We start from the raw sequence: 14922 nt of genomic DNA, 5'->3' as shown, positions 1-14922 counted from the left end.
CTCTATCAATCTGATCGAAATGAGGTGCGCGTTTATTATGAAAGTGATAAACAAAACGATGTCGATGGTACTGGGTGTTACGGTTGCCTTCATGGGAATGACTCAACCTTTTATGATCCAAGGCGTTCAGGCAGCAGGAGAGCAGACCGTCACGATGGACAAGCAAACCTATTTGTATGGTCAACCGATGTCCTTGTCGTATACAGGAGCTTCCCTGAAGGATTGGATCGGACTGTATAAAGCAGGTGCCATTCCACAGGGCAGCAATCCTTCTCTCGCTTGGCAATATACGAGTGCAAACGGTCAGCCGAATGGTGCGATGAGCTTTACGAAGTCATTGCCAGCAGGTGAGTACGAGGCACTGTACATGCAAAATGACGGCTACAACATTTTTCAGCGGGCTCCTTTTTCGATCATTACCTTGAATCCTCCTGCGGGTATTACTTTTGTCGATACGGATGACGATGCAGACCAGATCGCAGGCGATGTGAAAATCAAAATCCCTGCCGATACTGCGAATGTGGCTCATTACAATCTGTACTGGGGAAATGATGTCGGAAAACTGCCTGGAGAGCCGATCATCGCACAAGTGCAGCCTCCAACTACGCCAGGTGAAACGTATGCGACCTATACAATCCCAGCTAACACGGTCATTCCAAAAGGTGCGACGAAACTCCTCGCTTACTCGGATTCAGCTGCGGGTGAAACGATTGCGAGCGCAGAGTTTACGATCCCAGGAATGGTGAAAGAGAAGCCATTGGTCAGCTTTGAAGTCATCACCGACATGCATGTGCAAACCAGCAAGGATCACGTTCATAATAAAAACCTCGAAGATGCTTTCAAAGATATGGTTGCGCTGAATCCGGACAGTGACGGACTCATGACCATCGGGGACAATACCGAGAACGGAACCGAAGCGCAATACATGGAGCTGGCCCGGATTTTTAACATGTACAAGGACCAACTCCCGGAAACGTATTTTGTGCAAGGGAACCACGACGTTCGCTGGGGGGACTGGACGCAGTTTTCCGAGCTGTTCCACAAGTACACCAACATGAAGTCCAGCTACTACAATGAGTGGATCAACGGCTACCAGTTCATTTTCCTTGGCACGGAAAAAGGGCTGAAAGACTATTCCTACCTGTCTGAAACGCAGTTGAAATGGCTGGATGAGAAGCTGGCTGAGTCTGGGGGCAAGCCGACGTTCATTTTCCATCACCAACCGTTGAAGAACACGGTAGCCGGTGCCAATGATGGCTATCTCAAAAGCAATTACTGGTACGGTGTCAGACAAGATACAGAATTGAAAACGATCCTGGCGAAGCATCCTGGAGCTTTCCTGTTCAGTGGACATACACACTGGGAGTTGGGTGCGAAGGATACGATGTACAACGCCAAATACGCCACGATGTTTAATGCGGGTGCTACCTCTTATCTGTGGACAGACGCCAATACAGGCAAGGACGGAAGCCAAGGCTTTTTCGTGGAAGTTTACAAGGATAAAGTCCTGGTAAAAGGCAGAGATTTTAAAAACGACATGTGGATCGCCAATGCACAATATGAAATTGATCTATCCAAGAAAATTCCAGTGGTAGACCCTTCTACCGATCCAGATTTGACCTTGAGCAATCCTACGGTTCAGATGGTGAAGGAGAAGTACCTGTCGTCAGAAGCGATTGAAGTGGCCTACACGAGTTCGGTAAGAGAAGACTGGATCGGTATTTTCCCTACAGGCACGAAGTTGGGCAAAAATGTAAAAGCAATCGCTCAGCAAAAAACGAGCGGCGTGAAGCAACCAAATGGAACGGTCTCATTCAAGGATTTGAAGCTCGCTCCGGGCAAATACGATGCGATTTATGTCGGGGAAGCGGAGTATCGCACAGATAACGATAATTTGGAGCTTGGCCGCGTGACCTTTACGATTGTCGATGAAACGCAGGCACAGGCACCACAGGCAGTATCCTTTACCGATGCCGACACAAATAAGGGTGTGATTGGCGGGGACGTCACGATCACTCCTGCGGCAAATGAAGCGAACATTGACGAGTATGTACTCTACTGGGGGAACGGCGAGGGCAAGCTGTCCGATCAGTCAGCGATCGCATCTGTAGCCAAGACAGGCGATAAGGTCATCTACGTGATGCCGAATGGTACGGCGATCCCGAATGGCACGACGAAAATTCTCGCTTTCTCCAAGCAAGAGGACACAGAGTCAGTGGACTTTGCGCAAACAGCACTGAAGGACGCGTTTACCGAAGTACCGCCAGTCACACCACCGGTAGATCCACCTGTACTCACGCCAGATGAGCAGTTGCGCCAAGCCAATCGTGCTGCTGCTAATGCCATTAAGAACGCTACAGATGAGGATGTAGTAGAGAAGCAAGCCGAGAATGCGATCAAGCAATTGTCCAAGCTGATCAAGGACGACAAGCTCAGTGACTCTACGCATCTTGCTTTGGTCTCCGATGCAACGGATACCGTGTTGGCCGCGATGGTTTCCAAGTGGAAAGAGGATATCGTCGATGAGGATCAAGTGTTAGAACAGACCTATTCCCTGTTGAAGGATGCTTTCTTGCCTGTTGTAGGTGAGATCGAGAAAAACGATCAAGAACAATGGGAGCAAGCAGTAAAAGTCATGGCTCATGTAGCAGAGACGACGATTGCCAAGCTGGATAAAGACGATCTCTCTGAAAAATGGGTGAAAAAGCTGAAAGAACCAATCGCTGAACTTTTGACACAGGTCAGCACGATCGAAGCAGACGATAGCGAAAATACGGAGAAGGTAGTCGCTCAGATCGAACGTTTTGCCCAAGCAGTAGAGTCCATCGAGACAGCAATGGACAAGCAAGCATCGCTGTTTGGATTGGAGAAGACAATCGAGATTCGCATGGACGGCGCTCGTCATGAAGTGCGTGCAGCGAAAAAATCGAAGGAAGAAGAAAATTCTTCGATGACACTAAGTGGTGATATCGTCGATGCATTGGCACAAAAACAAATCAATGTAGCCCTGGTGAACAAGGAAGAAGCAGGTGTGTGGCTGTCCAGCGAGCTTCTCAAAGAGCATGACGGTGCGGATATCCACGTCGAGCTCTCGAAGCCGGACGATATCAAAAAGCCTTCGAAATCGGGCAATGCCAGCGATATGTACGAAGTTCGCCTAGAAGCAGATAACAAGGAAATGAAGCGCTTTGACAGCGAGACTGTCCGCATGATTCTGCCGTACGAGCAGAAGGAAAAATATTTAACGGCTCAGTACTATGATGAATCGAAGCGAGTATGGAACGTCCTCAAGACCTCCAAAGGCAAAACAGTAGATGTGATCAAAACAGGTGATCGCGCAAGCTTTGAAATCGAGAAGCTGGGAATCTACATGGTAGCAAATACAGGTCTGCAAAGAGTGGACGTGACACCAGGCCGGGCATCCTTGTTGCCGGGTGAGAGTCTCCAGCTCCAGGTAACCGGATGGTTCTCGAACCGTACCGAGCAGGATTTGACTGATGTAGAGAGCGGAACCGTCTATGAATCTGACAACAGCAGCGTCACCGTGGATGAAAACGGCTTGATCGTGATTTCCGAGGATGCGCGACCTGGCAAAAAAGTTACCATCAAGGTGAGCAACGGAGAAAAATCGACCAAAGTGACGTTCACGATTGCAGAGGTTAAGAGTATCAATCTGTCCGCCAAAAAGAGTACAGTAAAGCCTGGTAGTACGGTTCAAATGAGCGTATCGGCTATCATGACGGACCGCAGCCGACGCGATATGACCAAAGAAAGCACAGGAACCACTTACAGTGTCGTGGAAACGGAAGATGCCGAGGTTAGCGAGGATGGCCTGGTAACCATCCATGAGGATACACGGGACAAAACCACAGTGACGATTGTTGCCGAAAACGATGGTCATACAAGCGAGTACACGTTGAAAGTGAGAAAATAGAGTTACTGATTGACTAGGAAGAGCCTGACCAGTGATGGTTGGGCTTTTTTTCTGTCCTGAAAAATATTTATCCAGTCCTTGTAAGAAAAAAACCGATCTTTTCATAGTAAAGGTAGAATGATTGCTGGACAGTAGAAGTGAACGGAATGTCTGGTGATAGAAATAGAAGGGAGAGACAGTTTATGGAGGAGGATCAAGAGTGGGTGAAACAAGTCTTGGGAGGCGACCCGCATGCCTTTTCCCACCTTGTGAACAAGTACAAAAACAGGGTTTGCTCTTTACTCGTGCGGATGGGCAATTCCCCAGAGGATGCAGAAGATTTCGCACAGTCAGCTTTCGTCAATGCGTATAAAAGTTTGCAGCAATACGATGTTAGCCGTCCGTTTTCAGCTTGGTTAAACAAAATCGCAATCAATTGTTGTCTGCAAGCTTGGCGGAGGACCGAGAAGCATCCGAGCGTACCTTTACAAGAGTCCAAAATGGCACATACCTGCGAAGAAAATCCGGAGTCGTTTTACTTGGCGATTGAAAAACAAACCGAGCTATTCGCTGTCATGGAAGAGCTCGCTTCCCATTACCGGATTGTACTTACGCTGCGTTATTTTGAAGAGCTGAGTTATCAAGAAATTGCTGAGACGATGCAAGTACCGGTGACAACCGTGCAGGTTCACTTGTACCGTGCAAAGAAAAAGCTGCGTGAGCTCATGGGAAAAAGGGGGGAGCTTCATGAAATGTGCTGATTGTGTCAGGCTGATCAATCAGGTCGACCGAGAGCTTTCAGTTGTAGAGGGAAGACAGCTTCAGGACCATATCGCTGTTTGTGAGCATTGTCAGTCCATGCTGCTTCAGGAAGTCGACGAAGTAGATGCCGACTTGAGTAAACCTTGGCCGATCGTGTCCGCCTCTGATCAATTCACCGAAAAAGTCATGGCGGAAATTTTACAGGTAGAAGAGCAACAACAAGGACCGAAACGCCTAAAAAAATGGTCAAGTAGTCGTCTATGGCAAAAGGTAGGTCTCACTGCAGCCATACTGCTGCTTGCCCTGACAGTGGGTGTCGTCTCATCTCCGACGCTCGCTCACTATGTCCAGTCGATTTTTTCTGAGTCGTTTATCGTGGAAATGCAGCGTGGAGGCGATCTGGGCTTTTCCCAGAAAGTGAATCAAAAGGTAACCGATCAAGGCATTACTATGATGGTAGATGAGATTTTGGTCGATCCATTAAAAATGTACGTGTCGATTCGGTTTTTCACAGAGAAAAATCAAGAGCTAGAAGCTTCAATTGAATTTGAAAACAAGGATAACCGGATTTTCCTGTCAGACCAAAATGGGAAGTACATCGGAACCGAGGTACAGCATTCCTACGGCTTCGAGACCTTGTATCTCCCTGAAAATATACCGAACGATTTGATTCTCAATCTGAAAGTAAACAGAGTGGATCTGCACGATGAAGCCTCAAAAGAGAAAGAAGAGAAGGTTAATCGGACTTACGGAAGGTGGCACTTGAAGATTCCTGTCTCGCTGGAAAAAAGCAAGTCGGCAACCCAAACGATTCCGATCAAGAAAACGTATACCTCGCCGCAAGGATTTCTCCTAGAGGCTGACCGACTGATTCTGACGCCAATGGAATCGAAGTTGATTCTCTCCTCCAAAATGAATGAGCAAGAGCTTGCCCGTATGGAATCAAGAGTGCAAGCAGGAGTGAAGGTCTATAATTCGCTTTACCCGGACAAGGTCACAGCCAAGGAGATATGGGATTTCTTTGGGATGAATGCGGCAGTCATGTGGGAAATCGTCGATGAGAAAGGCAAGGTTGTGATGGATACGAACGGGGCAGATGGGGAGTTTTATGGACCGATTGGACCAAACAAAAAGCTGACGTATCGTACTGTCTACATCGAGAAGGCAGAACCATCCGATCTGCTACTGACATTTACGCCTGCTGAACTCAACAAACAACCTCTAACCTTTACCAACGAGGGGAATACGTTTGTCTTAAAGTCGTTTCACATTGCTCCCGAGATTAATCCAGCTCCCGGCACATCCGGATACGTCGGTATCGTAGAGGCAGAGTTCACCTACCACCAGGACACCTATGAATACCGTGGAATCGATGCGATTGGATTGGGCATCGTCAAAATGGAGATGGAAGATCCTTCTACGAAAAAAGATCGTCCCCAAGCAAGAACGATCACGATCCGCGATTTCCCGAAAGGAAGGGAAAATCAACCGGTAACGATCACGGCCAGTCAGCTAGTAAAAAGGTATGAAAATGTGAATTGGAGCTTTGACATGGTGAGTCCAGCGCGTTGAAGATTGTCCTTTATAAATTGACGTGCAGCAGCTCATGATACTACTGACAGCTCATTCCCGATCATTTCCTTCCATGGTAAACTGTCATGTGAGTGTAACGATTCATCCATTCTTTCTTACTAGGTGGTACATACATGCGGTCTATATGGAAGATTTACAAAACGGACTGGATTAACATTTTCAAGGTTCCGACTGGGATTTTTCTGATCATCGCCATCATTTTCCTTCCTTGTTTATACGATTGGATCAACATCAAATCGGTCTGGGACCCTTACGCCAATACGCAAGGTGTCAAGGTGGCGGTGACGAGCGAGGATCAGGGAGCCACGGTTGGTGACCAAAAGGTCAACATCGGAGACGAGCTCATAAAGAGCTTGCACAACAACCAGAAACTAGGGTGGACCTTTGTGGACAAAGAAGAGGCCAGGCGGGGCGTGGAGCGGGGCGATTACTATGCCAGCATTCTGATCCCAGCTGACTTTTCCACAAAAATTACGGGAATTGTCCATGGCAATCTGAACAAGCCTGAAGTGATCTATACGGTCAATGAAAAGGTGAACGCGGTCGCACCCAAAATCACCTCGTCAGGTGTTTCAGCGATTGCCAAGCAGATCAACGAGAGCTTTACGGAAAGCGTCAGTGAAGCCTTGCTGACGAAGCTTACAGAGATCGGCATTAAAATTGAAGAGCAATTGCCGACCATCCGCAAAATCGAGAGTGGCGTTTTCCAACTAGAAAAAAGCCTGCCCGAGATTCGTGCCGCTGGGCAAAAAGTGTTGGAGATTGAGAAGAAACTTCCCGAGATTCACGAGAAAGCGCAGATCATTTTGGAAGTGGAAAAAAGAATCCCCGAAATCAATCAAGCAGGGCAGGCCGTGCTCAAGATTCAGCAAAACTGGCCGAAAATCAATGAGGCGGCGTCTGTCATTATCGCGATGGAAGACAAGCTGCCGGTGATTGAGCAAGCCGTCGGACGAATTGAAGAGCTGGATCAAAATTTTGATAAAGTCGCAAACGCAGTGACTACGGCCACAGAAAAAGCGAGTCAGGCCATTGAGATCGTTTCGGCTGCTCAAGATGCGTTGCCGCGTATCGCTGATCTGACTGATAAGGGCGCGGCTGTTGCCGATCAGCTCAATGACTTTTTTGCGAGGCATGATGGTGCCTTCGAAACGATTGCACCGCTGATCAAGCAAAATCTCATCTTAGCCCAGCAAGCCTCGGATGCACTCACACAACTCACAGACAGACTGTTGCAAATCAATCCGGATCGCCTGCCTACTGCGAGTGAGGTAAATGCCGTGAAAGACAGATTAGCCAGAGCCGTGAATGTTTTGGGGCATACGGCATCGCTTGTAGAGAAAGTAAACAGTTATATTCCTGGACAGCCATTGAGTCATTTCGCAGAGAGGCTGCGCACGATTGAGAACAGAATGAACCGGCAAATCGAGATTCTCGGCATGATTGCAAGCGCGCTGGAAAGAGGCAAGCAGCCTGCGAAAGACTTAGTCGAAAGTCTGAATCAGCTTTCGAAAAACACCAGCGCGGAATTGGGAGACATCCTGTCCCGTTACGATAGCGAAATCGTCCCGAAAATATCCGAGGGTATTGAAAGGCTGAAGGTGATCACAGGAGAATCTGCCGATCTACTGCATAAGGCCCAAGAAAAACTTCCGGATATCGAAGCGATTCTCCAAGAGACAAAGACGGGCTTGGAGCTGGGATTGGCAGAACTGAAACGAATCCAGCAGGAGATGCCGCAAATACAGGCGCAGGTCCACGAGCTCGCACAAACGCTCAGAAGCAAGTCGGATGCTTTTGCAAATGCCATTCGCGTAGCAGCTCCATTCTTGAAGGGGAATCTTCCTACTATCGGGAAGAAGCTCGACGAGGCAGCGGCATTCGTCCAGAACGATCTGCCTAAAGCGGAGGCGAATTTGACCAAGCTGGCTGATTTTGTGCGCTACAAGCTCCCGGAGGTGGAGGCAGGAGTCCACAGAGTTGCCGCATTGGTTCGCGATGATCTGCCAAAGCTGGAGAGTGCCATTGGGCAGGCAGCTGACAAGCTGAGAGAAGTCGAGGCGAACAACAACTTCGCCGATCTTGCCAAGCTATTGCGCGGCGACATTAAAAAAGAGAGCGAATTCCTCGCAAGTCCCGTGCAGATCAAGGAAAACCGCCTATATCCGATTCCGAATTACGGTTCGGCCATGTCACCTTTTTACGGTGTGCTGTCTCTTTGGGTAGGTGCGACCTTGTTGATTTCTCTGCTGAAGCCGAATGCGGAAAATCCGGGAGGAGTGTACAAGCCGTATCAACTGTATCTGGGCCGCTTGGGAACGTTCGCGACCATCGGACTACTTCAGGCGTTGTTCGTCACGCTCGGTGATATTTACATCCTCGGGGCCTATGTGGCGGATAAAGCGCCGTTTGTGTTATTCGGTATGCTGATCAGCCTAGTGTTCGTTACGATTACGTACACGCTGGTGTCCGTTTTCGGCAACGTGGGCAAAGGCATAGCGATCATCTTCATGGTATTTCAATTTTCCAGCTCGGGCGGTACGTTCCCGATCAGCATGACTTCACCGTTTTTCCAAGCGCTGAACCCATACATGCCCTTCACGTATGCGATCAGCCTGTTGCGTGAAGGTGTGGGCGGCATCCTCTGGGAAACGGCGATTCGGGATATTCTCGTATTATTCGGCTTTATCGGGATCAGCCTGTTTGTGGCGCTCGCGCTGAAGCGTCCGTTGAGCGGACTTATTGAAAAGTCGATGGAGAATGCGAAAAAGACCAAGATTATTGGGTAAAGGACACCTTTCAAGGTGTCCTTTTTTCTTGAACAGATACGGAACTTGTCGCCAGTCGGGCAGCAGATGCCAGCCCCAGTAGGACGATGAACGTCTGAAGGAGCAGGGAAACGGTAATCCCAACAGAAAGTGAAAACTCAAAGGCAGTCATCACAGACACGATGGCACCCCCCATCCCAATGACAATCGCAGGTGTGAACGTATCCGCGATAGAAATTTCAGCAGATACTTTTCCTTCTTCACCAGGTTTTGCAAGAGAAAACGCAATCGCACCGCTTGTCGGGTGAGCCAAACCGATTCCGAATCCCATAATGATCTGGCTAAAAATTGCGACCACGATACCGAAAAGGTCTTGTTGAATCAACGTCAGCGGTACGGTGCAAGCGACCCCGATGAGCATAATGACGAGACCGATGATAATTCGTTTTTTTCGACCGGCCCCTTGGTCTTTCTTGTCCAGCTTTGCTTGTACATTGGCTGCCAGCGACCAACTGATTGCTGCGGAGGCAACAGCTAAACCAGCTTTGTCGGCGGTTAATCCTAAAATCGAGGTGAGTCCAAGGACAAGATACGTTTGTGTGCCGTAATAGGCAGCGACAAAAAGACCCCGAGACGCAATGACAGCAGGTAAGCCTGAGCGTGCGACGAGCGTTCCTTTCGGCATCAGCTTATATAATGGGACACTGAGGGTGAGCAAACCCGCGATGGATAGCAGGAAACCGTAGATGGAGGGAATTTTGCCGAGTCCAAAAAGCAAGGCACCAGTCCCTAGAGCCAAGAAAAAAGGCAGAAGAAGACTACGATTGTTTGCCGCACCTGCATTTGGCGGCTGTAAGCCTCGGAAAGAGGGAGTAGTTAAGAGTGCAGACAGAAAGATAAAGGGAAGGATCAACCAGAAGACATATCTCCACGACAACTGTTCAGCAATAATGCCGGCGACATAGGGTCCGAACAGGCCAGGAAGAATATAAGCGCTGGAGAAGACAGCGAGAATCTGAGGGCGAAGGGAATCAGGGTAACGCAAAGTAATCATGGTATACACGCAATTGACCAAGGCACCGGCTCCGAATCCTTGCATGACTCGCCCGAGCAGTAAAGTAAGCATATCTGGCGCAATTGCAGCAACTATAATTCCAACAGCAAAGAGCAAGATCGTGACAATAAAAGGCTGGGCAGGCCCTTTTCTATCGACGAATTGACCTGTGACTACGGTTCCAATCAGCTGAGCCAACAAATAAGCACTGAATACCCACCCATAAAGATCCTCTCCCTGCAGCTCTCGGGAAAGACCGGGGGCGATTGTCGTGACAGCCAAGCCTTCAAATGCTGTAGCAGTCACTACAAGAATAATACCAATCGTCAACGCTCGGTAATGTGTGCTCCAAATCCCTTCTGTGCTCATCATGTTCACTCCTTTTTTGTATATATTCCGTCCTTAAAGTTGTTATAAAAACTGTTGTTATAACAACTAATTATATACAAAAAATGGCATCCTGCAATATGTTTTGTTTTTACAAGTTTTTCACGTTCTCATAAATGATATTGAGTGTTCTTCGAAATTGGTTCACTTCTTCTTCGGTCAATCCTGCAATGGTTTTCTCGTACGCTTCAATGGAGGGAGGAAGGACCTCGTCTTTTAAAAGTCGCCCTTTTTCCGTCAGATAGACACGAAGGGAGCGGCGATCCTTCTTATCTGTTTCGCGATGAATGAACCCTCTTTCTTCCATGAGAAAGAGCATCCGCGCGATATTCGTTTTATCCTTGTAGGTGCGCTCTGCCAACTCGTTCTGGGTCAAACCTTCTTCTTCCCATAACACGACAAAAATCATCCACTGATCGATGGTGATGTTATACGGATTGCATACTTTTTGATAATAGTTGTTCAGTTTTAAATCCGTTCGTTTCACGATGACGCCGATATACTCATCTAATTTCATTGCGAAACCTCCTAGGTTAGGTAGTCCGTGCAATTGTTGCTAATGACAACTATAAGGATGCCTCGGACAAGTGTCAATTTGCAGGACTCATGTGTTAGACGCATGAAAAAGCCAATTTTGTTCAAAATAACAGCGGGCTTCACTACTTATCAAAAAAGGAGAAGGAATAAATGACTCCAGTGTTCAGGAAAGTAACATTGCTGATGATTTGCGTGGCATTACTTGGTGTGCCGAGTATGGCAGCAGCCAAGGAATCGAAAGGAAATGTACAGCAGGCAGAATGTATAAAGCCGAAAGAAGTAAAGCTGCAGGGCGATATGCGTAGGCTCTGGATTGACCATTTGCTGTGGGACCACACCTATATGGTAAGCGCCTTGGCAGGGCTGGAAGACAAAGACGCCGTACAGGCACGTCTCTTGAAAAACCAGGTCGATATCGGGAACGCAATGAAGCCGTATTACGGAGAGGAAGCAGGTAAAAAGCTTACCGAATTGCTGACCGAGCATATTACGATAGGCGGCAAAATCATTGACGCAGCCAAAAAAGGCGATCAGGCTACTGTAGCAAAGCTTGATAAGGAGTGGCACCGTAATGCGGATGAGATCGCCAAGTTCTTAAGCAGCGCCAACCCTAATTGGACTGAGAAGGAACTAAAAGAGATGATGTACGTGCATCTGAAGCTGCTCACGGATAATCTCCAGGCGAGATTGAAAAAAGACTGGGAAGCGGATATTGCTGCATTTGATCAAGGTGAGGATCACATCATCTCATTGGCGGATGTCCTGACAGCAGGCATCATTAAGCAGTTCCCGAATCAGTTCTAAAAGAAACCTCCCCAACGAAAAGAACGCCAGCACTTGTCGTATCTGTGCTGGCGTTTCTTTCTTTTTATCCTTGTGCCGTCTTTTTCAAATAAGCTCTCCATGTGATGCACCATTGATCAGGATCATCGAGTACGGACTCTAGGACACGGTGACCTGTACTATTGTGCGGCGCGGTTTTGACGATCTCCGGATTCTCATAGGCTTCCTGTGAAATATGGGTCAGTGCCGCGACGTATTCGTCGAGCTCTGCCATGGAATAGGACTCCGTCGGTTCCAGTGTAAACGGCTCTGGTACGACGTACGGGTGGTGACTGGTCCAGTAATGGTGGGCAAAGTCGATCATGCGGCGTTGAACATCATACGTCGTGACGCCCGTGTCTTCTTTTAGCTGCTGCCAGCTATAACGAACCTGCTCCAGGCGTCGACCTTGTATATAGGGCGCGCTTGCACCGCGGATTTGCAGGATTTTGTGATAGAGATAGTTGTTGTTAAGGCAAGCGATTTCGGCAACTTCCCTCAAGCCGTCAGCACCAAGTGCACGGACCCAAGCGTAGGAGCGCAGGACAGCAGGTGGTACACCGTAAAAGCTGCGGACTTTCCCGATGCTGTTTTTCAAATCACGCTTATAGAAGTAACGCTCTCCGTCGAAGTCTACGATCGGTCCTGGCAGGAATGGCGCAAGCTCGGCAGTGACCCCAATGGCACCTGTTGCAGGTCCGCCGCAAGCGTGAGGAACGGAGAAGGTTTTGTGCAGGTTGAAGAAGCACATGTCAAAGCCTGCTTCCAGCGCGCGGGTAATGCCGAGCAAACCGTTGGCGTTTGCTTGGTCGTAGCAGCACAGCCCCCCTGCGGCGTGAACGACATCTGTGAACTCCTTGATGCGGGAGTTGTAAATGCCTGTATCCTCTGGATTCGCTACGGCAAAGGCAGCGGTTCGCTCGGATACGAGACCTTTTAGCGCTTCCAGATCAGGGTAGCCGTTTTCGTCGGCTGGTACATATATGATTTTGAAGCCTTTGACTGCGGCCGTCGCTGCTTGGGATGGGTGGGAAAAATGGGTGGTAATAAACTCGTTGCGCTGTTCTCCTTCGCCGCGAGCTTCGTGGTATTTGCGCACGATAGAGGCTTGGGTAAACAACGCCTGTGTGCCGCTGCCCGGTTGGAACGAGAATTTGTCCATTCCTGAAATCTCGCGCAAGTATAGATCGAGCTGATACGTCATCTCCAGCATCCCCTGGACAGTGGACTCGTCTTGCAGCGGATGCAGCTCCGCCATTTTCGGCGAGCGTACGAAGCGTTCATTGATTTTCGGGGAGTATTTCATCGTGCAGGTGCCTTGCCCGATCTCTACGTTGAAATCTGACCCCAGAACCTCCTGCGAAATGCGGGAGTAATGACGGATCACGCGGTACTGACTAATCTCGGGAAGATTCGGCCGTTTTTTCCGGAGTAGGCTATCTGGCAGCGAAGAGATGCCATCGCCTACGGTCTCCACGATTTGTGGCTCGACGGGTGGTACTTCGACGCCACGCTCACCGGGCTGGCTCAGCTCGAAAATGACAGGCTCATCCCATTTTGCTTGGTGGAAGCGGCGTACCTTATGATCTCTCGGAATCGGTTTCATTTTGTCGATTGTTCCTTCGGATGTTTTCATGGTCGGTTTCCTCCTTTTTCGTTTTTACAAAATGCTTGTGATGGCAGCGACGAGTGTATCGATATCCTCCTGGGTATGAACCTCCGTGACGCAGTAGAGCGCACATTGACCCAATTCCGGGTAGTGTTCAGTCAAATCAACTCCGCCGAAAATTCCTTTGGCGAGAAGAGCAGCGTTGATGTCTTTGACGGTTTTGCCTGTTTGCGAAAAGTCGATCACGAACTCTTTGAAGAAGGGAGCGGCGAATTTGGCCTCGACTCCGGGAATGGAAGAGAGCTGTTTGGCGGCGTATTGGGAGCGCTGCATGATGCCTTGCCCGACTTCTTCCATGCCTACAGGTCCCATCGTCGCCAAGTACACGCCTGCGGTAATGCCCCATAGCGCGGTTTGTGTTCCAACGGACTCTTTGCCTTTTTCACGCTTGGCAAAAGAGGTGCGGTCGTACGCGACGTCCCCGAAGCCGTATTCGCCTTCGACCTCTGTCGGAGCGATTCCGAACAAGCGGGACGGATATTCCATGACGTAGGTCGGATCGTCATGCGTCGCGATAAAGCCGGATTGCCCACCGCCGTAATGCATGTGTACGCCAAGCGGCTGCAAATCTCCGCACACAATGTCCGCGCCGTAATTCGCCGGAGATTCCATCACGCCGAGAGAGATGGGATCGACACCGACTACGCAAATGGCACCAGCAGCATGAGCCAAGTCCGCAATCATCTGTCCGTTTACTTCCACGGAGCCGAGGAAGGTCGGGTTTTCGAAGTAAACCGCTGCTGTATCCACACTGAGCTTTGCTTTTAAATCATTTAGGTCAAGACTGCCTGTTTCGTTCTCAAAATCGATCGAGGTGACAGTAAGATCAGGAGACGTATAGTTTTTGATGATCAAGAGCTTGTCGGGATGGATATTTTTCGAGACCAGTAGCTCTGTGCGTTTGGTGATACGTGCTGCCATGCGCAGAGCAGTGGAAGCAGCCTGTGCCCAGTCAAAGGTCGGAACGTTTACGACATCCATATCGACCAGTTCAGCTACGAGGCTTTGGTATTCGAACAACGCCTGAAAGCGCCCCTTGTCTTCGTAAGGCTCTCCAGCATACGCCGTCAGAAACTCCGCGCGGGAGTTGATTTCATCACAGACAGCCGGAACAAAATGCGGCCAGCAGCCTGCGCCGAGGAAGCTGATATTTTCTTTTGTGGTTTGGTTTTTGTTCATCAGCTGGTTGACGTGGCGCTCCAGCTCGTACTCGGTCAAAGCTTTTGGGATGTTCATTTTTTCTTGTAGGCGCAGCTCCCCGGGAATGTCCGCATAGATATCTTCGATGCTGGAAAAGCCGATTTCGGTAAGCATTTTCTCTTTGACTTCAGGTGCAGAATTCGGAATATACGGGTGGGCATAACGCTGTACGCTCATCTCATGGTTCCTCCATCTCTTCGTTGGAATATTCAGTCGA

At 49.0% G+C, this 14922-nt stretch carries 9 protein-coding genes; 5 read left to right on the top strand and 4 right to left on the bottom strand.

What is annotated here, in order from left to right; all coding sequences use genetic code 11:
- Positions 1 to 37: 37 nt before the first annotated feature.
- The 4 genes from C7R92_RS20695 (at position 38) to C7R92_RS20680 (ending at position 9057) form a co-directional block, all read left to right on the top strand.
- Positions 38 to 3934 carry a metallophosphoesterase gene (locus C7R92_RS20695; RefSeq protein WP_106835492.1) on the top strand — a complete coding sequence of 1299 codons (3897 nt, stop codon included), beginning with the start codon at positions 38 to 40 and terminating at the stop codon, positions 3932 to 3934.
- A gap of 182 nt (positions 3935 to 4116) precedes the next feature.
- Complete coding sequence (locus tag C7R92_RS20690; protein WP_106835491.1) at positions 4117 to 4674, top strand: RNA polymerase sigma factor; 558 nt, start codon at positions 4117 to 4119, stop codon at positions 4672 to 4674.
- Positions 4661 to 6247: a DUF4179 domain-containing protein gene (locus C7R92_RS20685; protein WP_106835490.1), complete on the top strand. Its 1587-nt coding sequence runs from the start codon at positions 4661 to 4663 to the stop codon at positions 6245 to 6247. Before C7R92_RS20690 ends, C7R92_RS20685 begins: the two co-directional genes overlap by 14 nt.
- A 134-nt stretch (positions 6248 to 6381) precedes the next feature.
- Entirely contained in the window at positions 6382 to 9057 is a 2676-nt protein-coding gene (locus tag C7R92_RS20680) for a YhgE/Pip domain-containing protein (RefSeq protein ID WP_106835489.1), read from the top strand.
- A gap of 10 nt (positions 9058 to 9067) precedes the next feature.
- Here C7R92_RS20680 and C7R92_RS20675 read toward each other — a convergent pair whose 3' ends face one another.
- Entirely contained in the window at positions 9068 to 10459 is a 1392-nt protein-coding gene (locus tag C7R92_RS20675) for an MFS transporter (RefSeq protein WP_106835488.1), read from the bottom strand.
- Positions 10460 to 10568: 109 nt separating this feature from the next.
- Positions 10569 to 10994: a MarR family winged helix-turn-helix transcriptional regulator gene (locus tag C7R92_RS20670; protein WP_056489008.1), complete on the bottom strand. Its 426-nt coding sequence runs from the start codon at positions 10992 to 10994 to the stop codon at positions 10569 to 10571.
- Between the two features lie 170 nt (positions 10995 to 11164).
- On the opposite strand from C7R92_RS20670, the gene C7R92_RS20665 reads away from it, so the two are divergent.
- Positions 11165 to 11818 carry a glycosyltransferase gene (locus C7R92_RS20665; RefSeq protein WP_106835487.1) on the top strand — a complete coding sequence of 218 codons (654 nt, stop codon included), beginning with the start codon at positions 11165 to 11167 and terminating at the stop codon, positions 11816 to 11818.
- A 64-nt stretch (positions 11819 to 11882) separates the two neighbouring features.
- Here the strand turns inward: C7R92_RS20665 and gcvPB are convergent, their stop codons facing one another.
- Both gcvPB and gcvPA read right to left on the bottom strand, forming a co-directional pair.
- The gene (gcvPB, locus tag C7R92_RS20660; protein ID WP_106835486.1) at positions 11883 to 13472 is read right to left on the bottom strand and encodes an aminomethyl-transferring glycine dehydrogenase subunit GcvPB; all 1590 of its coding nucleotides are present in this window, start codon (positions 13470 to 13472) and stop codon (positions 11883 to 11885) included.
- Positions 13473 to 13496: 24 nt separating this feature from the next.
- Entirely contained in the window at positions 13497 to 14882 is a 1386-nt protein-coding gene (gene gcvPA / locus C7R92_RS20655; protein WP_106835485.1) for an aminomethyl-transferring glycine dehydrogenase subunit GcvPA, read from the bottom strand.
- Positions 14883 to 14922 lie beyond the last annotated feature (40 nt).

Origin of the sequence: Brevibacillus porteri (genome assembly GCF_003013475.1) — a bacterium.
Lineage (GTDB): Bacteria > Bacillota > Bacilli > Brevibacillales > Brevibacillaceae > Brevibacillus > Brevibacillus porteri.
This window is presented reverse-complemented; position numbering and strand designations above follow the sequence as displayed.